The following is an 18,460-nucleotide window of genomic DNA, read 5'->3' as shown; positions in this document are numbered from 1 at the left end:
CAGGATACTCTATATCCCGTGTCATTCAAACTTTCGTCTGAAAGACGCGGGTTATCATTTTCGCCCGGTCGCTACAATATACACTTCTCGGGAACGGGCCCGGGAAGAGTCCGGCTTACGAACTTTAACCTTCGCAAACAGGGAGCGAATTTCCTTAAGATACTCCTCGAAACCTTCGCCCTGAAACACCTTCACAACAAAACTACCACCAGGCGCTAGTACATCACGACACATTTCTAACGCTAGCTCCACCAAATACATGGCGCGGGGGATATCCACCGCCGGTGTTCCACACATATTTGGTGCCATATCTGACATGACAACCTGGACCTTACTATCACCTACACGCTCAAGTAGCGCTTTCAGCACTAATTCATCACGAAAGTCGCCCTGAAGGAAGTCGACACCGACGATGGGATCCATTGGTAAAAGGTCGCATGCGATGATTCGGCCCGTTCCGCCGATCTGCGTAACCGCATACTGGGACCATCCGCCAGGTGCTGCACCGAGATCGACAACCGTCATTCCCGGCTTAAAAAGTTTGTCACTTTGCTGTATTTCATCAAGTTTAAACCAGGCACGGGAACGCAACCCCTTTTTCTGTGCCTGTTGAACATATTTATCGCTAAAGTGTTCCTGAAGCCAGCGGCTGGAGCTGGCAGAACGCTTTTTACCTGTCATTTAACATTTCCGTCCTGGTTCATCGTTACTTGCCTGTGACGTAAATTTCTACGCAGCTATTTGGCGATATAAGGGAGATGGCGGTAGAATGAACCGTTTTCAATCCCAACGTAAGCAAAAATATACGATGAATCTGAGTACTAAACAAAAACAGCACCTTAAAGGTCTGGCACATCCGCTCAAGCCTGTAGTCATGCTTGGCAACAATGGTTTGACCGAAGGGGTGCTTGCCGAGATTGAACAAGCGCTGGAACACCACGAGCTGATCAAGGTGAAAATCGCCTCTGAAGACCGAGACACTAAAAACCTGATCGTGGAAGCCATCGTGCGTGAAACGGGTGCCTGTAATGTACAGGTCATCGGTAAAACGCTGGTGCTCTATCGCCCATCTAAAGAGCGTAAAATCTCGCTGCCACGCTAAGGATATCCTGAATCGAACACATTTTCTGTGTAAAACGAGGGATTTCTGTCAGCAGGTGAGCAAAATGCCACGCTCCTTGAGTTGATAAAAGGCCGCTATGCGGCCTTTTTCTTTTCTTTACAATGTATCAACATCTTAGTCGAGATGCGAATTACAGGTATTCAACCTTAATAATTTCGTATTCCACTTCGCCACCCGGGGTGCGGATAGTGACAACATCATCCTGCTCTTTGCCAATCAGGCCGCGAGCAATCGGGGAGTTCACCGAAATGAGATTCTGTTTAAAGTCCGCTTCATCATCACCCACGATACGATAAGTCTGCTCTTCGTCATTGTCCAGGTTCAGCACGGTAACGGTTGAACCAAAAATGACGCGGCCATTGTTAGGCATTTTGGTGATATCGATAACCTGCGCATTGGACAGTTTTGCTTCGATATCTTTAATACGCCCTTCACAGAAGCCCTGCTGCTCACGCGCCGCGTGGTATTCAGCATTCTCTTTCAGGTCGCCATGCTCACGCGCATCCGCGATAGCGGCGATGATTTCAGGGCGACGAACGGATTTCAGAAAATCCAGCTCTTCGCGCAGTTTTTCGGCACCACGTAAGGTCATCGGAATAGCTTGCATTTGTTATACCTCTTAAACATTCCTGTTGGGAGCAGTGTTCCCTGCCCCGGCCCCCATGAGCGGGCCAGAAGCAAAAAGAAAACCGACCCGGGAGCGAAGCCCCAGGTCAGCAACAATTTTCAATTTGATACGCATTTTACCGCGAAGTTCACTATGGGTCATCGTTTACTTTGCAGTGCTATGCACCGTAGTATGACGGTTTGTTTTCGGGTTGTTAGCGCGAGATTATGCGATTTTCCAGATTTATCATCGGATTGACTACCAGTATAGCGTTCAGCGTTCAGGCCGCGAATGTTGATGAGTACATTAATCAGCTCCCCGCAGGTGCCAACCTTGCCTTGATGGTGCAGAAGGTCGGGGCGCAGTCGCCAGAGATTGACTATCACAGTCAACAGATGGCGCTGCCTGCCAGTACCCAGAAGGTGATCACCGCACTCGCCGCCCTGCTTCAGCTTGGACCTGACTTCCGTTTTACCACCACGCTCGAGACCAAAGGCAACATCGAGGGTGGCGAACTGAAAGGCGATCTTATCGCTCGTTTCGGGGGAGATCCTACGTTTAAACGCCAGGATATCCGCAACATGGTCGCGTCGCTGAAAAAATCTGGCGTGCAGAAGATTGATGGCAATGTGTTGATCGACACCTCTATTTTTGCCAGCCACGATAAAGCGCCAGGATGGCCGTGGAACGACATGACGCAGTGCTTTAGCGCTCCGCCAGCCGCCGCGATTGTGGATCGTAACTGCTTCTCCATTTCACTCTATAGCGCGCCAAAACCGGATGACTTAGCGTTTATTCGCGTGGCGTCTTACTACCCGGTGACGATGTTTAGCCAGGTTCGTACCCTCGCAAAAGGCTCCCCGGATGCGCAGTATTGCGAGCTGGACGTGGTGCCAGGCGATCTTAACCGCTTCACGCTGACCGGGTGCCTGACACAGCGCGCCGACCCGCTGCCGCTGGCCTTTGCGATACAGGATGGCGCAAGCTATGCGGGTGCCATTCTCAAGGATGAACTGAAGCAGGCGGGAATAACCTATTCCGGTACCCTGCTGCGCCAGACGCAGGTCAATCAACCCGGTACGGTCATCGCCAGCAAACAATCTGCGCCGCTGCACGATTTGCTACGGATTATGCTGAAAAAGTCTGACAACATGATTGCTGACACGGTGTTCCGCATGATTGGTCACGCGCGTTTCGGCGTGCCAGGAACCTGGCGTGCGGGTTCCGACGCCGTGCGTCAGATCCTGCGCCAACAGGCGGGGATCGATCTTGGCAACACCATTGCCGTCGATGGCTCCGGGTTATCGCGGCATAATTTGATCTCCCCGGCAACGATGATGCAAGTACTTCAGTACATTGCACAACATGACACTGAGCTAAACTTTATTTCGATGCTGCCACTCGCCGGGCATGACGGTTCACTTCAGTACCGTGCCGGCCTTCATGCGGCCGGGGTGGACGGAAAAGTTTCAGCCAAGACAGGTTCACTGCAGGGGGTTTATAACCTTGCAGGCTTCATCACTACCGCCAGCGGGCAACGCATGGCATTCGTGCAGTATCTTTCCGGCTATGCCGTCGAACCGACCGACCAGCGTAATCGTCGTATTCCACTGGTTCGCTTCGAAAGCAGGCTTTATAAGGACATCTACCAGAATAACTAGCGATGAAACTACTCATAGTTGAAGACGATCTGTTATTGCAGGAAGGGCTGGCTCTGGCGCTGGCCAATGAAGGATATGCCCTCGACTGCGCCGCCACGGCGGCTGAGGCGGATGCCCTGATCCAGAGCGGCGAATACAGTCTGGTGATCCTCGATTTAGGCTTACCGGATAAAGACGGCGCTACGCAGCTAAGCCAGTGGCGCCGCCGGGGTATCGCCAATCCGGTATTGATCCTGACGGCACGGGATGCCATTGAAGATCGTATCAACGGCCTCGATTCTGGCGCTGATGATTACCTGGTGAAACCGTTTGCCCTTGCGGAGCTTCAGGCGCGGGTACGGGCGTTGATTCGTCGTTATCAGGGACACAGCGATAACTTACTGACCGACGGCGATATTACGCTGAATCTGCAAACCCAGCAGGTGCTGTGCCAGTCCCTACCGGTTGAAGTAACCCCTAAAGAGTTCGCGCTGCTGACGCGCCTGATTATGCGCAGCGGACAAACGGTACACCGCGAAACCCTGCAGCAGGATATTTACTCCTGGCAGGACGATCCGGGCTCAAATACCCTCGAAGTGCATATTCACAATCTGCGTCGCAAACTGGGTAAAGACCGGATTAAAACTGTCCGTGGCGTAGGCTATCGTCTGGAGAGCCAGAAATGAACAGCATGCGTCGGCGATTAATGGTTCTGCTGGCGGTCATTCTGTTATTTTTCCAGCTGATAAGCGTGATCTGGCTCTGGCATGAAAGCCGTGAACAGATTGGTTTTCTGGTCAACGAAACGCTCTCGGCGAAATCGCGCAATAATCATGTCGAGAAAGAGATCCGTGAAGCGATTGCCTCGCTGCTGGTCCCCTCTCTGGTGATGGTCGGTTTTACGCTGTGCTTCTCATTCTGGGCGGTCACCTGGATAACCCGGCCGCTGAATCAACTGCGCGTCAGCCTGGCGAACCGCTCGGCGGATAACTTAACCCCGCTCCCTGTCTATTCCGACATGGAAGAAATTGGTGCCGTCACAACCTCGCTCAACCAGCTCCTCGCCCGTTTGGATCACACCATTCAACAGGAACGTCTCTTCACCGCGGACGCCGCTCACGAGCTGCGAACGCCGCTTGCGGGGATCAGACTGCATCTGGAACTGATGGCACAGTCTGGCTCTCCACAGGCCACGACGTTAATTACCCGTATCGATCAGCTGATGCACACGGTTGAGCAACTGCTGATGTTGTCCCGTGCCGGACAGGCGATGGCGAGCGGTCACTATGAAACCGTCAACTGGACAGACGATATCATCATGCCGCTCGGTCTTGGACATGAAGCCAAAGAGCACACGGTGATATGGCCGGACAAAAGTCCGCTCACGGTGCAGGGTGATGCGGTACTTCTGCGTTTGATGCTGCGCAATCTGCTTGAGAACGCCGGGCGCTACAGTCCGTCAGGCACAACGATTCGCGTGACTCTGGCCGACGTTGACGGGGGAACACAGGTCAGCGTTATCGATCAGGGGCCGGGGATAGATGAAGCGCACCGCCAGTTGATTACTGAACCGTTCCGTCGTCTTGACCAGCGCTACGGTGGCAGCGGCCTGGGGCTGAGCATTGTGCAACGTATCGTGCAGCTCCACCACGGCAAGCTGACGCTGGAGAATGGTGCTGAGGGCGGCTTAATCGCCAGCTGCTGGTTGCCGTCCAGCCTGCAATAAAAAAGCCCCCTTCCGGGGGCTTTAAACTGCGATTAGTGCTTGTAGATGAACTCGACACCTTCTTCGTCGTCTTCATCCCAGTCGTCGTCCCAGTCTTCTTCCTCTTCCACTTCCAGCTCTTCGAGCTGTTGGCGGTGGTAGTCATCCCACATGAATTCGACTTTTTCTGGCTGTTTCGCTTCTTCAGCCTGAACAACCGGGTTCTCGATGATAAAGGTCATCACATCCCAGCACAGATCTTTCACGCCAACCTGGCTTGCCGCGGAGATCAGGTAGTATTTATCTTCCCAGCCCATCGCTTCAGCAATGGCTTTCGCTTTCGCTTCCGCTTCGGCTTTATCCATCAGATCGATCTTGTTAAAGACCAGCCAGCGCGGCTTGTTCGCCAGTTTTTCGCTGTATTTTTCCAGCTCGCCGATAATGATGCGGGCATTTTCTACCGGATCGGAACCGTCGATTGGATCGATATCGATGAGATGCAGCAGTACGCGGCAGCGCTCAAGGTGTTTCAGGAAGCGGATACCCAGACCGGCACCTTCTGCAGCACCTTCAATCAGACCCGGGATATCAGCAACCACAAAGCTCTTCTCGTTATCCATACGGACAACGCCCAGGCTTGGTACCAGCGTGGTAAACGGATAATCCGCCACTTTTGGCTTGGCTGCAGAGACCGCACGAATAAACGTCGATTTACCGGCGTTTGGCATACCCAGCATCCCGACATCGGCCAGAAGCATCAGCTCCAGCTGCAGATCGCGCTTGTCGCCCGGCGTACCCATCGTTTTCTGACGCGGGGTACGGTTTACGGACGATTTGAAACGGCTGTTACCCAGACCGTGCCAGCCGCCTTTCGCCACCATCAGACGCTGACCGTGTTTGGTCATATCGCCCATGGTTTCGCCCGTCCCCTGGTCAATCACACGCGTACCGACCGGAACCTTAATGGTCACGTCTTTACCGCGTTTGCCCGTACAGTCACGGCTTTGACCGTTCTGACCACGCTCAGCGCGGAAGGATTTTTCGAAACGGTAGTCGATCAGCGTGTTGAGGTTCTCATCCGCCTCCAGCCACACGTCACCGCCGTCCCCGCCGTCACCGCCGTCAGGACCGCCACGTGGAATATATTTCTCACGGCGGAAGCTCACGCAACCATTGCCGCCATCACCTGCCACGACCAGGATTGTCGCTTCATCAACAAACTTCATTTTACTCTCCGTAACTCATTCGCCTGAGCGGGGGACTACTACGACCGCTTCATTTTTGCGCCAACGCCCCCAAAGACGATGACCAATGGCGGAATACATCGCGCCCGCAACCACGACAAACGCACCGAGATAGCCCAACATGTTGAGCATCGGTCTGACGAAGACATCGGGCCAGGCCATTGATAACAAATCTGAAAATAACAGCGTAAACAGCGGGGTAAGCGTAATGAGTGCGCTCACCTGTGCTGCCTGCCAGCGCGCCATCGCTTCGGCCAGCGCGCCATAACCGACCAGCGTGTTCAGCCCACAAAAAATGAGGCACGCCAGTTGCCAGTCGCTAAGCTGGGTAATCACACCCGGTTTTGCTAACGGCAATAATGCTATTGTACACAAAGTGTACAGCAAAAAGAGGATCTGCTGTGAGGCCAAACGACGCAATAACACCTTTTGCGCGACGCCATAACTCACCCAAACCGTTGCTGCTCCCACTCCGAAGATCACACCCCAGGTGTAATCCGTCAGTCGGGTAAAAATCTCTATCAGACTGGTGTTGAAGAACATCACCAGACCACAGAGCAACATGCTCGCCCCGATAATTTGCGTGCCACGCATCTTCTCTTTGAGGATAAAGACGCTGGCGACCATCATGCCGACCGGTGAAAGCTGACCAATCACCTGCGACGCCGTGGGGCTAAGATACTGCAGGGAAGAACTGAACAGTATGAAGTTACCGAACAGGCCACCCGTCGCGATAGCCAGCAACACCAGCCAGCGCGGTTTACGGAAGATACGCAACGGCGGAAGCTTACCTTTGATCGCGAGGATGGCCCCAAGGCCGATACTTGCCATCAGAAAGCGATAAAATACCACCGTTGGCGGCTCCATCACTTCCAGTACCTGCTTCATTGCAATCGGCAGCGCACCCCAGCACATTGCGGTCGTGAGCGCCAAAAGAATACCAATGCCGGCCTGCTGCTTCATGCCCGTTTTCCCTACAGAAAAAATTACCGGGTTTCCAATGTAAAAAGCCCCGCAACAGGTTGCGGGGCTTTAATCCGTTACCGGACCGAGAAAACCTTACTCAGCAACGATGCTGATGTATTTACGGTTGTTCGGGCCTTTAACTTCAAATTTCACTTTACCGTCTGCTTTAGCAAACAGAGTGTGGTCACGACCGCAACCTACGTTGTTGCCAGCGTGGAATTTGGTGCCACGTTGACGAACAATGATGCTACCCGCCAGAACGGATTCGCCACCGAAACGCTTAACGCCCAGGCGTTTAGCTTCTGAATCGCGACCGTTACGTGTGGAGCCGCCAGCCTTTTTATGTGCCATTTAAATCTCTCCTCAGGTCTTAGGCGCTGATGCCAGTAATTTTCACATCAGTGAACCACTGACGGTGGCCCTGCTGCTTACGGTAGTGTTTACGACGACGAAACTTAACGATTTTAACTTTCTCGCCACGACCGTGAGCAACAACTTCAGCTTTGATAACGCCGCCATCAACGAAAGGAACGCCGATTTTGACTTCTTCACCGTTTGCGATCATCAGAACTTCTGCGAACTCAACAGATTCGCCAGTTGCGATGTCCAGCTTTTCCAGGCGAACGGTCTGACCTTCGCTTACTCGGTGTTGTTTACCACCACTTTGGAAAACCGCGTACATATAAACTCCGCTTCCGCGCACATCCTCGTATGAATCAGAGTGCGCTATAAATATTCACAATAGGGCGCGAATATTACGCAAAACGCGAGCCTTTGACAAGTGCTACCATCAATACATGAAGAAAAAAAACACAACGCGTAAGGTAACGTTTATCTGAGCCGTTTTTTCAGTACAATCAGCACTACTATTGATAAACCTAACCCTTCGTTACCCCATTGAAGATGGGATAAACAGGATAAAAAGCCCGGCTTTTGCGATGAATTTAGAAAAAATCAACGAGTTAACCGCGCGAGATATGGCGGGTGTGAATGCAGCAATCCTGGAGCAACTCAATTCTGACGTTCAGCTGATCAATCAGTTGGGCTATTACATCGTCAGCGGCGGCGGTAAACGCATTCGCCCGATGATTGCCATCCTGGCCGCCCGAGCCGTCGGCTATCAGGGAAATGCTCACGTCACGATCGCGGCACTGATCGAATTTATTCACACTGCGACGCTTCTTCATGATGATGTTGTGGATGAATCAGACATGCGCCGGGGTAAAGCCACCGCCAACGCCGCCTTTGGCAATGCTGCCAGCGTCCTGGTGGGGGATTTTATCTATACCCGTGCCTTCCAGATGATGACCAGCCTGGGTTCGCTGAAAGTGCTGGAGGTCATGTCTGAAGCCGTTAACGTGATTGCTGAGGGCGAAGTGCTTCAGTTGATGAACGTCAACGACCCTGACATCACCGAAGAAAACTACATGCGCGTGATTTACAGCAAAACTGCGCGCCTGTTTGAAGCGGCTGCACAGTGTTCCGGCATTCTGGCTGGCTGTAGCGAAGCCCAGGAAAAAGGGCTGCAGGACTATGGCCGTTATCTGGGCACCGCATTCCAGCTGATTGATGATTTGCTGGATTACAGTGCAGACGGTGAAACGCTCGGCAAAAACGTGGGCGATGACCTGAACGAAGGCAAACCGACGCTGCCGCTACTCCACGCGATGCGCAACGGGTCAGCCGACCAGGCGAAAATGATCCGTGAAGCGATCGAGCAGGGAAATGGTCGTCATCTTCTGGAACCCGTGCTGGAAACAATGGCCATTTGCGGATCGCTGGACTGGACGCGTCAGCGTGCCGAAGAAGAGGCGGATAAAGCCATCGCCGCACTTCAGGTCATTCCGGACAGCCCATGGCGCGATGCGCTCATTGGCCTTGCCCATATCGCCGTTCAGCGCGACCGTTAATCCTGCACTCCCCTCCCCGCGGACCTCGCGGGGAGATTCCAGTACACACCTGTATATTCCTCTTTCACGTAAATGCACCGGTTTACAGACCGCATGAATAAAGCCATGCCTTATTCTGAATATCCCTACCAGTAACGCGAACTTTTTAGAACAAGAAATTGAAATGGGTATAGTAAGGCCAGTCGTTTCAGACGAAATGGCGTAAGTGAATCCGAACTTAAGGACAGCGTTATGGACACGAAATTTATCGACTGGCACACAGCAGATATCATTGCGGCACTGCGCAAAAAAGGCACATCACTGGCTGCGGAATCTCGCCGCCATGGCCTGAGTTCTTCAACCCTGGCAAATGCCCTGACGCGCCCCTGGCCGAAGGGAGAATTGATCATTGCGACGGCGCTGGATACGCATCCGTGGGTGATCTGGCCTTCGCGTTACCACGATCCCATTACCCATGAATTTATCGACAGATCGCGCATGATCCGCCAGAGGAAAGTGAAGAAAGACCCGCAGGAATAGCGGTTTTTTTGACAGGAACAGCAACCCCCCGGTCATTTCTGGCAGGGGGCTGCCGGAACGATTACTCGCCCTTCACACGCTCGATATTCGCACCCAGCGCTCGCAGTTTATCTTCGATACGTTCATAGCCACGATCGATGTGATAAATACGATCAACGACCGTCGTCCCTTCCGCAATACAACCCGCCAGCACCAGGCTTGCAGATGCACGCAGATCGGTTGCCATCACCTGAGCACCAGACAGTTTCTCAACGCCGTGGCAAATCACGGTATTACTCTCGATCTCAGCATGTGCGCCCATACGGATCAGTTCCGGTACGTGCATAAAGCGGTTTTCAAAGATGGTCTCGGTAATGAACCCCGTCCCTTCTGCCACCAGGTTTAACAGGGTGAACTGCGCCTGCATATCAGTCGGGAAAGCAGGATGCGGAGCTGTACGCACGTTTACCGCTTTTGGACGGTTGCCGTGCATGTCCAGGCTGATCCAGTCTTCACCGATTTCGATATCAGCGCCTGCGTCACGCAGTTTCGCCAGCACCGCATCCAGGGTATCTGGCTGCGCGTTGCGGCAGGTAATTTTCCCGCCTGAAATCGCGGCAGCAACCAGGAACGTCCCGGTTTCGATACGGTCTGGCAGGACGCGGTACACACCGCCGCCCAGACGCTCAACGCCTTCGATGGTGATACGGTCGGTGCCCTGGCCGGTAATCTTCGCACCCAGCGCTACGAGGAAGTTCGCGGTATCCACAATCTCCGGTTCACGCGCGGCGTTTTCGATGATGGTAGTACCTTCTGCCAGCGTTGCCGCAGACATGATGGTGACGGTGGCACCAACGCTCACTTTGTCCATGACAATGTGCGCGCCTTTCAGGCGGCCATTCACAGACGCTTTAACATAACCTTCTTCGAGTTTGATCTCGGCGCCCAGTTTCTCCAGGCCAAAGATGTGCAGATCAACCGGACGTGCGCCGATTGCGCAGCCACCCGGCAGGGAAACCTGACCCTGACCAAAACGTGCCACCAGCGGGCCAAGCGCCCAGATGGATGCACGCATGGTTTTCACCAGATCGTAAGGTGCAGAAAAGTTGTTAACGTTGCTGGCGTCGATCCAGACGGAACCGTTACGCTCAACTTTGGTGCCCAGCTGGCTGAGCAACTTCATGGTGGTGTCGATATCTTTCAGCTTCGGTACGTTCTGAATTTCTACCGGCTCTTCCGCGAGCAGCGCAGCAAAGAGGATGGGCAGCGCGGCATTTTTTGCGCCAGAAATTGTGACTTCGCCCTGGAGACGCGTTGGCCCCTGTACACGAAATTTATCCATTGTGTGCTCTCTTATAAATTCAACCGTGCTGCGGGCGTGTCGCCCACAACTCAAAAACCGTTTAGTTTGCGATCGCGTGCCCACTCTTGAGGGGTGAACGCTTTAATCGACAGGGCATGGATGCGGTTATCCGCAATGTATTCCATCAGCGGCGCGTATACAGCCTGCTGTTTCTTCACACGGCTCATACCGTCGAACATCTCACCCACAGCAATAACCTGGAAGTGACTGCCATCGCCAGTGACGTGGGCTTCCTGAAGGGAGAGTGCATTCATCAGCACTGTCTGGATTTCATGATTTTCCATGGGTTCTTAATCATCTGATAGTGAAAACAAGCCCAACATCTTAGAGCAAAGTGGCGTCGTCTTAAACAAGCAAAAAGCCCCGACGATGAATCTGTCAGGGCTTTCAGAAGTAACGCACTGAAAATATTAACGAGGCAGTACGTCCTGAGGGAGATTATAGAGCTGGGCCAGGGTGACCACATTATCGCTCGCCGCGTGCAGCGTAACGCTTGTCCCCTGCTTTTTCCCCACGGCAACAAGATGGGCCAGCAGCGCGACGCCTGCCGTGTCCACCCGTGAAATGCCGCTCAGATCGATAACCGTCACGCCCTGCATCGCTTCAAAACGTTTGTCCCAGAGCGGGTTCAGCAGATCCTGGTCGAGTTCACCCGTCAGCTTCAACGTCTCACCCTCACGCGACCAGCTCAGTTGATCCGACATTACTTCTTCTCGTCCAGAGAGATTTTCTGACGCGAGATAGACTGCAGCTGTGCGGTCAGGCCATCAATGCCTTTGGTGCGCAGCAGGTCACTCCACTCGTTCTGTTTAGTGGTGATCATGCTCACCCCTTCCGCAATCATGTCATAGGCCTGCCAGTGACCGGTCTGGCTGTTTTTACGCCACTGGAAGTCCAGGCGCACTGGCGGACGGCCATTAGGATCGATAATCGTGACGCGGATAGGAATGATAGTCGCGTCGCCCAGCGGCTGCTCTGGCGCAATTTGATAGGTCTGACCGTGATACATCGCCAGTGCCTGACCGTAAGCCTGTTTCAGGTATTCACGGAACGCGGCAAAATAGGCGTCGCGCTGCGCCGGGGTCGCGTCTTTGTAGTAACGGCCCAGAACCAGCGCACCCGCATATTTGATCTGCACATACGGCAGCAGCTCTTGATCAACCACGTCGCGCAGATAATCAGGATTGGAACGAATTTTCGGCTGTTCGTTTTTAAGCCGGTCGAAGGTCTTCTTCGCAGCCTCATCCATCAGTTTGTACGGGTTACTCTGATCCGCAGCATGCACCGCGGTGAGAGGGGCAATGACCAGCATGGCAACCATTAACAGTCGTTTAAACATGAATGACTTCTCCTGAAATTAATTCGTCGTGCCTGGTGTCGGTGCGACACTGGCAGGATCTTCGCTCTGCGCAGGGGCAGCGTCGGACTTCTTATCATCTCCTTTACTGTTATAAAGGAACTGACCAATCATATCCTCCAGTACCATCGCGGACTTCGTATCCTGGATTACGCTACCGTCTTTAAGGATAGTCGTTCCCAGCTCCGGGTCTTCAAAACCGACGTTAAGCGCCAGATATTGCTCACCCAACAGGCCGGAAGTGCGGATAGAAAGCGAGCTGGTGTCCGGGATATGGTTATAACGCTCTTCAATATCCATCGACACGCGCGGCAGATAGGTTTTCTCATCAAGCGTAATGTCAGAGACGCGCCCGATGACCACCCCGCCTATACGTACCGGCGAGCGCGCCTTCAGCCCGCCGATGTTATCAAAGGTCGCATAAATGCGATAAGTCGGCTCGGTGCGCACAGACGTGATATCCGCCGCTCTCAGGCAGATAAACAGCGCGGCCAGCAACGCCAGTAACAGGAACACGCCGACCCAAATTTCATTTTTTCTCGTTTGCATGAACTCAATTCCCAAACATCAGTGCGGTGAGCACAAAATCCAGACCCAGTACGGCCAGCGACGAATGTACGACAGTACGTGTAGTTGCACGGCTGATGCCCGCCGAGGTCGGGATCGCATCATAGCCATTGAACAAGGCGATCCAGGTGACCGTAATGGCAAATACCACGCTTTTAATCAGACAGTTAACCAGATCCATTCGCAGATCGATGGCGTCCTGCATGGCCGACCAGAAGAAGCCCGCATCGATGCCCTTCCAGTGAACGCCAACCAGCGAGCCGCCCCAGATACCCACGGCGACAAAGAGAATTGTCAGGAGCGGTAAGGAAATCACCCCCGCCCAGAAGCGTGGCGAGATCACGCGACGCAGCGGGTCGACCGCCATCATCTCCATGCTGGAAAGCTGCTCGGTCGCACGCATCAGGCCAATTTCAGCGGTCAAAGCCGACCCTGCACGCCCGGCGAACAACAGCGCCGCCACCACCGGCCCCAGTTCACGCAGCAGCGACAGCGCCACCAGCATGCCGAGGCTGGTTTCGGCGCTGTAGGTCGTCAGAACGAGGTAGCCCTGCAGCCCCAGCACCATGCCGATAAACAGACCGGAGACAATGATGATGAGCATCGACAGCACGCCGACATTATAGAGCTGCCGCACCAGTAGCGGTGCATGCTTACGAAATTCCGGCTTGCCGACCAGCGCGTTGAACAACATCAATCCGGCGCGCCCGAACGTCCTGATGGTTTTTATGCCACGGTGTCCAAGAGCGGCCAATGCATTTAACAGCATCAGTGGCTTAACTCCCTATTCCCAGTAAATCGTCACGATAGTCGCCCGCCGGATAGCGGAACGGCACAGGCCCATCCGCAATGCCGTCGAGGAACTGCCGTACACGCGGATCGCAGTTTTCCTGCAACGCCTGAGCGCTGCCATGCGCGACGATCCTTTTGTCTGCCACAATGTAGGCATAGTCGGCGATGCTCAACACTTCCGGTACATCGTGAGAAACCACTATGCAGGTTACGCCGAGCGCGCTGTTCAGTTCAGAGATGAGCTTCACCAGCACGCCCATCGTAATAGGGTCCTGCCCGACGAACGGTTCGTCGAACATGATTAAATCGGGTTCTAAGGCGATGGCGCGTGCCAGCGCAGCGCGGCGTGCCATACCGCCGGACAGCTCTGAGGGCATCAGTTTTGCAGCCCCTCGCAGTCCCACGGCTTCAAGCTTCATCATCACCGTACTTTTCAGCAGCTCTGGCGGCAGACTGGTGTGTTCGCGCAGCGGATAAGCCACGTTATCAAAGACGTTCATGTCCGTGAACAACGCTCCCGACTGGAAAAGCATACTCATGCGTTTACGAACAGTATACAGGCGCGATCGTGACATCTCCGGGATGTTTTCGCCGTCAAAGAGGATTTCACCGCTATCGGGTGGGATCTGACCACCAATAAGGCGCAGCAGGGTCGTTTTACCGATCCCGGACGGCCCCATGATGGCAGTGATCTTGCCACGCGGTACGGTCAACGAAATATCATCGAATATCAATCTGTTGGCGCGAGAAAAACTCACACCCCGGACATCAACTAAATTCGCCATAGTTTGGCTCATTTATGGTTCCTTTCTTACCCTGCTCACGTTAAGCATGCAGACTGAATCAGCCCTAAACTCAGCATTTTTACAGAATATTAGCCGTTGAGGTTAGCGAAAGCTGGCATTTGTTTTACTTTTCCGGCGCATAAAGTCAAAATTAGGAATTCGTTACGCCTCAGACTGTATGCAGTCCTGCCATTCCATTCCTGCGCGATGGACCGACGAGTATACCTGAAGAAAGGACTTTTGATGCTTTTAGCAACAGCACTGTTAATAATTGGTTTACTTTTGGTGGTCTACAGTGCTGACCGTTTGGTATTTGCTGCATCTATCCTGTGCCGCCTGACAGGCGTACCGCCTGTCGTCATCGGGATGACCGTGGTCAGTGTCGGCACCTCGCTTCCTGAAATCATCGTCTCTGTCACGGCATCACTGCACGGTCAGTTAGACCTTGCCGTCGGCACCGCGATTGGTTCCAACATCGTCAATATCTTACTGATCCTTGGCCTGGCGGCCCTGCTCCATCCATTTCGCGTGCATTCTGATGTTCTGCGCCGTGAATTGCCGCTAATGTTAATCGTAAGCCTGCTGGCAGGGTGCGTATTTTATGATGGCGTACTGAGCTACGGTGACGGCATTTTCTTGCTGGCGCTGGCCGTTATCTGGCTGCTGTATAGTGTTAAAATCGCCCGTCTGGCAGAAAAACAGGGCCAGGACAGCCTGACGCGAGAGCAGGTCGCCGAACTCCCGCGTGAAGGCACGCTGCCTGTGGCGCTGCTGTGGCTCGGCGTCGCGCTGATCATCATGCCGATGGCCACGCGCATGGTCGTCGATAACGCCACGGTGCTGGCGAACTATTTCGCCATGAGTGAGCTCACCATTGGCCTGACGGTCATTGCCATTGGCACCAGTCTGCCAGAACTTGCCACCGCTATCGCAGGGGCACGTAAAGGTGAAGATGACATTGCCATAGGCAATATTATCGGTTCAAACATTTTTAATATCGCCATCGTGATGGGCCTGCCGGCCCTGATAACGCCCGGGCCTTTTAACCCCCTGGCATTCTCACGCGATTACGGGGTGATGTTGCTGGTCAGCGTCATTTTTGCCCTGCTCTGCTGGCGGCGGCAACGACAGATCGGCAAAGGCGCAGGGGCGCTGCTGACGGGTGGATTTATCGTATGGATGGCGATGCTGTACTGGCTTTCGCCTCTTCTCTCTGGGTAAACGGAAACGCATTATGTCGCAAATAGAATTGCAGCCGGGTTTTGACTTTCAGAAAGCAGGTAAAGAGGTTCTGGAGATTGAACGTGAAGGTCTGGCGCAGTTAGATCAGTACATTAATCAGGATTTTAGTCTGGCATGTGAGAAGATGTTCTACTGTGCCGGTAAAGTCGTGGTGATGGGCATGGGCAAGTCCGGTCACATTGGGCGCAAAATGGCGGCAACGTTTGCCAGCACCGGAACCTCTTCCTTCTTTGTACACCCGGGGGAAGCCGCGCACGGCGATCTGGGCATGGTAACGCCGCAGGATATCGTCATCGCGCTATCGAACTCCGGTGAGTCTAATGAGATCCTGGCGCTGATCCCCGTGCTGAAGCGGCTGCGGGTTCCGCTTATTTGCATGACCAGCCGCCCGGAAAGTAGCATGGCGCGCGCGGCAGATATTCATCTGTGCGTGAAAGTGCCTAAAGAAGCCTGCCCGCTGGGTCTTGCTCCAACGTCCAGTACGACCGCTGCGCTGGTCATGGGCGATGCGCTTGCCGTTGCGTTGCTGGAAGCCCGCGGTTTTACCCCGGAAGATTTCGCGCTTTCCCACCCAGGCGGCGCGCTCGGGCGTAAGCTTCTGCTTCGGGTTAACGATATTATGCACACTGGCGATGAGATCCCTCACGTCAGTAAAGAGGCCTCCCTGCGCGATGCGCTGCTGGAGATCACCCGCAAGAATCTGGGTATGACGGTTGTGTGCGACGACCTGATGAAGATCCAGGGGATCTTCACCGATGGCGACCTGCGCCGCGTGTTCGACATGGGTGTTGATGTTCGCACGCTGGGCATCGCTGATGTGATGACGTCCGGCGGTATCCGTGTTCGTCCGGGTACGCTGGCGGTGGATGTGCTGAACCTGATGCAGTCCCGTCATATCACCTCAGTGATGGTTGCCGATGGCGACCAGTTGCTGGGTGTGGTACATATGCATGATCTGCTGCGCGCAGGCGTAGTGTAATGAAGGATAAGACAATGAGTAATGCGGGTGCATCCCTTGCAACCTGTTATGGTCCGGTCAGTACCCATATGATGACAAAGGCGGAAAACATTCGCCTGCTCATCCTGGATGTGGATGGGGTACTCTCTGATGGCCTGATTTACATGGGCAATAATGGTGAAGAGTTGAAAGCGTTTAACGTTCGCGATGGCTACGGTATTCGTTGTGCGCTCACATCAGGCATCGACGTTGCCATCATCACCGGTCGGAAAGCTAAACTGGTAGAAGACCGTTGTGAAACGTTAGGCATTACCCATCTGTATCAGGGTCAGTCCGATAAGATGGCGGCGTTCAACGATTTACTGGGTAAACTGGCCGTCGCGCCGGAAAACGTGGCCTATGTCGGGGACGATCTGATTGACTGGCCGGTGATGGCTGAAGTCGGTCTGAGTATCGCCGTGGCCGATGCGCATCCGCTGCTGATCCCGCGCGCTGACTATGTCACCCATATCAACGGTGGCCGTGGTGCCGTACGTGAAGTCTGCGATCTGCTTTTGCTGGCGCAGGGCAAGCTTGATGAGGCCAAAGGGCAATCGATATGAGTAAAACCAGACGTTGGGTTATCATTCTGCTTTCGCTTGTCGCACTGGTATTGATTGGCGTGAACCTTGCCGATCGCGACGATACGCAGACGGAAGTGGTCAATACGAGCGAGCCAACCTATAAAAGCGATCACAGTGACACCGTGGTCTACAGCCCGGAAGGTGCGCTGAACTATCGCCTGATTGCCCAGCATGTTGAATATTTTTCAGATGACGGTATTTCGTGGTTTACCCAGCCTGTCATGACCACGTTTGATAAAGACAAAGTGCCGACGTGGTCGATTAAATCTGACCGGGCAAAACTGACGAATGACCGTATGCTTTATCTGTATGGCCACGTTGAAGTCAACGCCCTGACCGCTGACTCACAACTGCGCAAAATCACGACGGATAATGCACAGATCAACCTCGTGACCCAGGACGTGACGTCGCAGGATCTGGTCACACTGTATGGCACAACATTTAATTCCAGCGGTTTAAGAATGCGCGGGAACTTACGCAGCAAAAACGCCGAGCTGATTGAAAAGGTTAGAACCTCCTATGAAATTCAAAACAAACAAACTCAGCCTTAAAGTAATTATCGCCAGTGCGATGCTGGCGACCAGTCTTCCCGCGCTTGCTGTAACGGGCGATACTGACCAGCCTATCCATATCGAGTCCGACACGCAGTCGCTTGATATGCAAGGCAATGTCGTTACCTTTACCGGTAACGTCGTCATGACCCAGGGCACCATTAAAATCAACGCCGACAAAGTGGTCGTCACCCGTCCCGGTGGCGAGCAAGGCAAAGAGATCATTGATGGCTATGGCAACCCGGCAACCTTCTACCAGATGCAGGATAACGGCAAACCCGTGAAAGGCCGCGCCACACATATGCACTATGAGCTGGCGAAGGACCTGGTCATCCTGACCGGTAACGCTTATCTGGAACAGCTGGACAGCAACATCACCGGCGACCAGATCACCTATCTGGTGAAAGAGCAAAAAATGCAGGCCTCCAGCGAGAAAGGCAAACGCGTAACCACCGTGCTGGTTCCGTCGCAGCTGCAGGACAAAGGTAAGGGTCAGGCCCCGGCACAGAAGAAGAGTAACTAATTCGTT

The 18,460-nt window shown here is 53.7% G+C and carries 24 protein-coding genes; 11 read left to right on the top strand and 13 right to left on the bottom strand.

All coding sequences use genetic code 11. The annotated features are described in order from the left end of the window. Positions 1 to 54 precede the first annotated feature (54 nt). A complete protein-coding gene (rlmE, locus tag L466_RS18235) occupies positions 55 to 681 on the bottom strand; it encodes a 23S rRNA (uridine(2552)-2'-O)-methyltransferase RlmE (protein WP_014171792.1) in 627 nt (208 codons plus the stop codon). A 127-nt stretch (positions 682 to 808) separates the two neighbouring features. Between rlmE and yhbY the strand changes: the two genes are divergently transcribed. Next, positions 809 to 1,102, top strand: coding sequence for a ribosome assembly RNA-binding protein YhbY (gene yhbY / locus L466_RS18240; RefSeq protein WP_003861814.1), 294 nt, complete (start codon positions 809 to 811; stop codon positions 1,100 to 1,102). Between the two features lie 151 nt (positions 1,103 to 1,253). Here the strand turns inward: yhbY and greA are convergent, their stop codons facing one another. Then, positions 1,254 to 1,730 carry a transcription elongation factor GreA gene (gene greA / locus L466_RS18245; RefSeq protein WP_014171793.1) on the bottom strand — a complete coding sequence of 159 codons (477 nt, stop codon included), beginning with the start codon at positions 1,728 to 1,730 and terminating at the stop codon, positions 1,254 to 1,256. Between the two features lie 227 nt (positions 1,731 to 1,957). Between greA and dacB the strand changes: the two genes are divergently transcribed. The 3 genes from dacB to pmrB are packed head-to-tail and all read left to right on the top strand — an operon-like array spanning position 1,958 to position 5,096. Next, the gene (gene dacB / locus L466_RS18250) at positions 1,958 to 3,391 is read left to right on the top strand and encodes a serine-type D-Ala-D-Ala carboxypeptidase (RefSeq protein ID WP_025202924.1); all 1,434 of its coding nucleotides are present in this window, start codon (positions 1,958 to 1,960) and stop codon (positions 3,389 to 3,391) included. A gap of 2 nt (positions 3,392 to 3,393) precedes the next feature. Beyond that, positions 3,394 to 4,056, top strand: a complete 663-nt coding sequence (gene pmrA, locus L466_RS18255) for a two-component system response regulator PmrA (protein WP_014171795.1) — start codon at positions 3,394 to 3,396, stop codon at positions 4,054 to 4,056. Beyond that, entirely contained in the window at positions 4,053 to 5,096 is a 1,044-nt protein-coding gene (gene pmrB, locus L466_RS18260) for a two-component system sensor histidine kinase PmrB (protein WP_020883533.1), read from the top strand. The genes pmrA and pmrB overlap by 4 nt, the downstream gene beginning before the upstream one ends. A gap of 32 nt (positions 5,097 to 5,128) precedes the next feature. Here pmrB and cgtA read toward each other — a convergent pair whose 3' ends face one another. From cgtA to rplU, 4 genes are all read right to left on the bottom strand, one after another. Further along, entirely contained in the window at positions 5,129 to 6,301 is a 1,173-nt protein-coding gene (cgtA, locus tag L466_RS18265) for an Obg family GTPase CgtA (RefSeq protein ID WP_014171797.1), read from the bottom strand. Positions 6,302 to 6,316: 15 nt separating this feature from the next. Further along, positions 6,317 to 7,282 carry a DMT family transporter gene (locus L466_RS18270; RefSeq protein ID WP_014171799.1) on the bottom strand — a complete coding sequence of 322 codons (966 nt, stop codon included), beginning with the start codon at positions 7,280 to 7,282 and terminating at the stop codon, positions 6,317 to 6,319. 96 nt (positions 7,283 to 7,378) lie between these two features. Next, positions 7,379 to 7,636 carry a 50S ribosomal protein L27 gene (gene rpmA, locus L466_RS18275; RefSeq protein ID WP_004385076.1) on the bottom strand — a complete coding sequence of 86 codons (258 nt, stop codon included), beginning with the start codon at positions 7,634 to 7,636 and terminating at the stop codon, positions 7,379 to 7,381. A 19-nt stretch (positions 7,637 to 7,655) separates the two neighbouring features. Beyond that, entirely contained in the window at positions 7,656 to 7,967 is a 312-nt protein-coding gene (gene rplU, locus L466_RS18280; protein WP_003025032.1) for a 50S ribosomal protein L21, read from the bottom strand. 256 nt (positions 7,968 to 8,223) lie between these two features. On the opposite strand from rplU, the gene ispB reads away from it, so the two are divergent. Both ispB and sfsB read left to right on the top strand, forming a co-directional pair. Further along, positions 8,224 to 9,195, top strand: a complete 972-nt coding sequence (gene ispB, locus L466_RS18285; RefSeq protein ID WP_032680196.1) for an octaprenyl diphosphate synthase — start codon at positions 8,224 to 8,226, stop codon at positions 9,193 to 9,195. Between the two features lie 231 nt (positions 9,196 to 9,426). After that, positions 9,427 to 9,714 (top strand): DNA-binding transcriptional regulator SfsB, encoded by a 288-nt coding sequence (gene sfsB, locus L466_RS18290; protein ID WP_014171802.1) that lies wholly within the window; start codon positions 9,427 to 9,429, stop codon positions 9,712 to 9,714. Between the two features lie 61 nt (positions 9,715 to 9,775). On the opposite strand, the gene murA is transcribed toward sfsB, so the two are convergent. The 7 genes from murA to mlaF all read right to left on the bottom strand — a co-directional run bounded on the left by murA (position 9,776) and on the right by mlaF (position 14,569). After that, a complete protein-coding gene (gene murA, locus L466_RS18295) occupies positions 9,776 to 11,035 on the bottom strand; it encodes a UDP-N-acetylglucosamine 1-carboxyvinyltransferase (RefSeq protein ID WP_020883531.1) in 1,260 nt (419 codons plus the stop codon). 50 nt (positions 11,036 to 11,085) lie between these two features. After that, positions 11,086 to 11,340, bottom strand: coding sequence for a BolA family iron metabolism protein IbaG (gene ibaG / locus L466_RS18300; RefSeq protein ID WP_008501458.1), 255 nt, complete (start codon positions 11,338 to 11,340; stop codon positions 11,086 to 11,088). A gap of 126 nt (positions 11,341 to 11,466) precedes the next feature. Beyond that, positions 11,467 to 11,760, bottom strand: a complete 294-nt coding sequence (gene mlaB, locus L466_RS18305; RefSeq protein ID WP_014171806.1) for a lipid asymmetry maintenance protein MlaB — start codon at positions 11,758 to 11,760, stop codon at positions 11,467 to 11,469. Further along, positions 11,760 to 12,395 (bottom strand): phospholipid-binding protein MlaC, encoded by a 636-nt coding sequence (gene mlaC, locus L466_RS18310; protein ID WP_032680195.1) that lies wholly within the window; start codon positions 12,393 to 12,395, stop codon positions 11,760 to 11,762. The genes mlaB and mlaC overlap by 1 nt, the downstream gene beginning before the upstream one ends. 18 nt (positions 12,396 to 12,413) lie before the next feature. Beyond that, on the bottom strand, positions 12,414 to 12,962 hold the full coding sequence (gene mlaD / locus L466_RS18315; RefSeq protein ID WP_025202923.1) for an outer membrane lipid asymmetry maintenance protein MlaD: 549 nt from the start codon (positions 12,960 to 12,962) through the stop codon (positions 12,414 to 12,416). 4 nt (positions 12,963 to 12,966) lie between these two features. After that, positions 12,967 to 13,749 (bottom strand): lipid asymmetry maintenance ABC transporter permease subunit MlaE, encoded by a 783-nt coding sequence (gene mlaE / locus L466_RS18320; RefSeq protein ID WP_010436044.1) that lies wholly within the window; start codon positions 13,747 to 13,749, stop codon positions 12,967 to 12,969. A gap of 7 nt (positions 13,750 to 13,756) precedes the next feature. Further along, a complete protein-coding gene (gene mlaF, locus L466_RS18325; protein WP_020883529.1) occupies positions 13,757 to 14,569 on the bottom strand; it encodes a phospholipid ABC transporter ATP-binding protein MlaF in 813 nt (270 codons plus the stop codon). Between the two features lie 231 nt (positions 14,570 to 14,800). On the opposite strand from mlaF, the gene L466_RS18330 reads away from it, so the two are divergent. The 5 genes from L466_RS18330 to lptA are packed head-to-tail and all read left to right on the top strand — an operon-like array spanning position 14,801 to position 18,454. Then, positions 14,801 to 15,778 (top strand): calcium/sodium antiporter, encoded by a 978-nt coding sequence (locus L466_RS18330; protein ID WP_020883528.1) that lies wholly within the window; start codon positions 14,801 to 14,803, stop codon positions 15,776 to 15,778. Positions 15,779 to 15,791: 13 nt separating this feature from the next. After that, positions 15,792 to 16,778, top strand: a complete 987-nt coding sequence (kdsD, locus tag L466_RS18335; RefSeq protein WP_020883527.1) for an arabinose-5-phosphate isomerase KdsD — start codon at positions 15,792 to 15,794, stop codon at positions 16,776 to 16,778. A gap of 14 nt (positions 16,779 to 16,792) precedes the next feature. After that, the gene (gene kdsC, locus L466_RS18340; RefSeq protein WP_032680194.1) at positions 16,793 to 17,359 is read left to right on the top strand and encodes a 3-deoxy-manno-octulosonate-8-phosphatase KdsC; all 567 of its coding nucleotides are present in this window, start codon (positions 16,793 to 16,795) and stop codon (positions 17,357 to 17,359) included. Beyond that, on the top strand, positions 17,356 to 17,931 hold the full coding sequence (gene lptC, locus L466_RS18345) for an LPS export ABC transporter periplasmic protein LptC (protein WP_014171814.1): 576 nt from the start codon (positions 17,356 to 17,358) through the stop codon (positions 17,929 to 17,931). The genes kdsC and lptC overlap by 4 nt, the downstream gene beginning before the upstream one ends. Next, a complete protein-coding gene (gene lptA / locus L466_RS18350; RefSeq protein WP_020883526.1) occupies positions 17,900 to 18,454 on the top strand; it encodes a lipopolysaccharide ABC transporter substrate-binding protein LptA in 555 nt (184 codons plus the stop codon). Before lptC ends, lptA begins: the two co-directional genes overlap by 32 nt. Positions 18,455 to 18,460: the final 6 nt, after the last annotated feature.

Source organism: Enterobacter sp. BIDMC 30, assembly GCF_000534355.1.
Taxonomy (GTDB): domain Bacteria; phylum Pseudomonadota; class Gammaproteobacteria; order Enterobacterales; family Enterobacteriaceae; genus Enterobacter; species Enterobacter ludwigii.
Note: the sequence above shows the minus strand (reverse complement) of the source record. Positions and strands in the feature narration are given on the sequence as shown.

What these genes read in the sequence shown, in the direction of transcription:
- rlmE (WP_014171792.1), bottom strand. Translation starts at nt 681, where the DNA reads ATGACAGGTAAAAAGCGTTCTGCCAGCTCCAGCCGCTGGCTTCAGGAA.
- ibaG (WP_008501458.1), bottom strand. Translation starts at nt 11,340, where the DNA reads ATGGAAAATCATGAAATCCAGACAGTGCTGATGAATGCACTCTCCCTT.
- lptA (WP_020883526.1), top strand. Translation starts at nt 17,900, where the DNA reads ATGAAATTCAAAACAAACAAACTCAGCCTTAAAGTAATTATCGCCAGT.
- greA (WP_014171793.1), bottom strand. Translation starts at nt 1,730, where the DNA reads ATGCAAGCTATTCCGATGACCTTACGTGGTGCCGAAAAACTGCGCGAA.
- L466_RS18270 (WP_014171799.1), bottom strand. Translation starts at nt 7,282, where the DNA reads ATGAAGCAGCAGGCCGGCATTGGTATTCTTTTGGCGCTCACGACCGCA.
- cgtA (WP_014171797.1), bottom strand. Translation starts at nt 6,301, where the DNA reads ATGAAGTTTGTTGATGAAGCGACAATCCTGGTCGTGGCAGGTGATGGC.
- pmrA (WP_014171795.1), top strand. Translation starts at nt 3,394, where the DNA reads ATGAAACTACTCATAGTTGAAGACGATCTGTTATTGCAGGAAGGGCTG.
- mlaB (WP_014171806.1), bottom strand. Translation starts at nt 11,760, where the DNA reads ATGTCGGATCAACTGAGCTGGTCGCGTGAGGGTGAGACGTTGAAGCTG.
- mlaF (WP_020883529.1), bottom strand. Translation starts at nt 14,569, where the DNA reads ATGAGCCAAACTATGGCGAATTTAGTTGATGTCCGGGGTGTGAGTTTT.
- ispB (WP_032680196.1), top strand. Translation starts at nt 8,224, where the DNA reads ATGAATTTAGAAAAAATCAACGAGTTAACCGCGCGAGATATGGCGGGT.
- sfsB (WP_014171802.1), top strand. Translation starts at nt 9,427, where the DNA reads ATGGACACGAAATTTATCGACTGGCACACAGCAGATATCATTGCGGCA.
- kdsD (WP_020883527.1), top strand. Translation starts at nt 15,792, where the DNA reads ATGTCGCAAATAGAATTGCAGCCGGGTTTTGACTTTCAGAAAGCAGGT.
- dacB (WP_025202924.1), top strand. Translation starts at nt 1,958, where the DNA reads ATGCGATTTTCCAGATTTATCATCGGATTGACTACCAGTATAGCGTTC.
- kdsC (WP_032680194.1), top strand. Translation starts at nt 16,793, where the DNA reads ATGAGTAATGCGGGTGCATCCCTTGCAACCTGTTATGGTCCGGTCAGT.
- rplU (WP_003025032.1), bottom strand. Translation starts at nt 7,967, where the DNA reads ATGTACGCGGTTTTCCAAAGTGGTGGTAAACAACACCGAGTAAGCGAA.
- mlaD (WP_025202923.1), bottom strand. Translation starts at nt 12,962, where the DNA reads ATGCAAACGAGAAAAAATGAAATTTGGGTCGGCGTGTTCCTGTTACTG.
- yhbY (WP_003861814.1), top strand. Translation starts at nt 809, where the DNA reads ATGAATCTGAGTACTAAACAAAAACAGCACCTTAAAGGTCTGGCACAT.
- lptC (WP_014171814.1), top strand. Translation starts at nt 17,356, where the DNA reads ATGAGTAAAACCAGACGTTGGGTTATCATTCTGCTTTCGCTTGTCGCA.
- L466_RS18330 (WP_020883528.1), top strand. Translation starts at nt 14,801, where the DNA reads ATGCTTTTAGCAACAGCACTGTTAATAATTGGTTTACTTTTGGTGGTC.
- mlaE (WP_010436044.1), bottom strand. Translation starts at nt 13,749, where the DNA reads ATGCTGTTAAATGCATTGGCCGCTCTTGGACACCGTGGCATAAAAACC.
- rpmA (WP_004385076.1), bottom strand. Translation starts at nt 7,636, where the DNA reads ATGGCACATAAAAAGGCTGGCGGCTCCACACGTAACGGTCGCGATTCA.
- mlaC (WP_032680195.1), bottom strand. Translation starts at nt 12,395, where the DNA reads ATGTTTAAACGACTGTTAATGGTTGCCATGCTGGTCATTGCCCCTCTC.
- murA (WP_020883531.1), bottom strand. Translation starts at nt 11,035, where the DNA reads ATGGATAAATTTCGTGTACAGGGGCCAACGCGTCTCCAGGGCGAAGTC.
- pmrB (WP_020883533.1), top strand. Translation starts at nt 4,053, where the DNA reads ATGAACAGCATGCGTCGGCGATTAATGGTTCTGCTGGCGGTCATTCTG.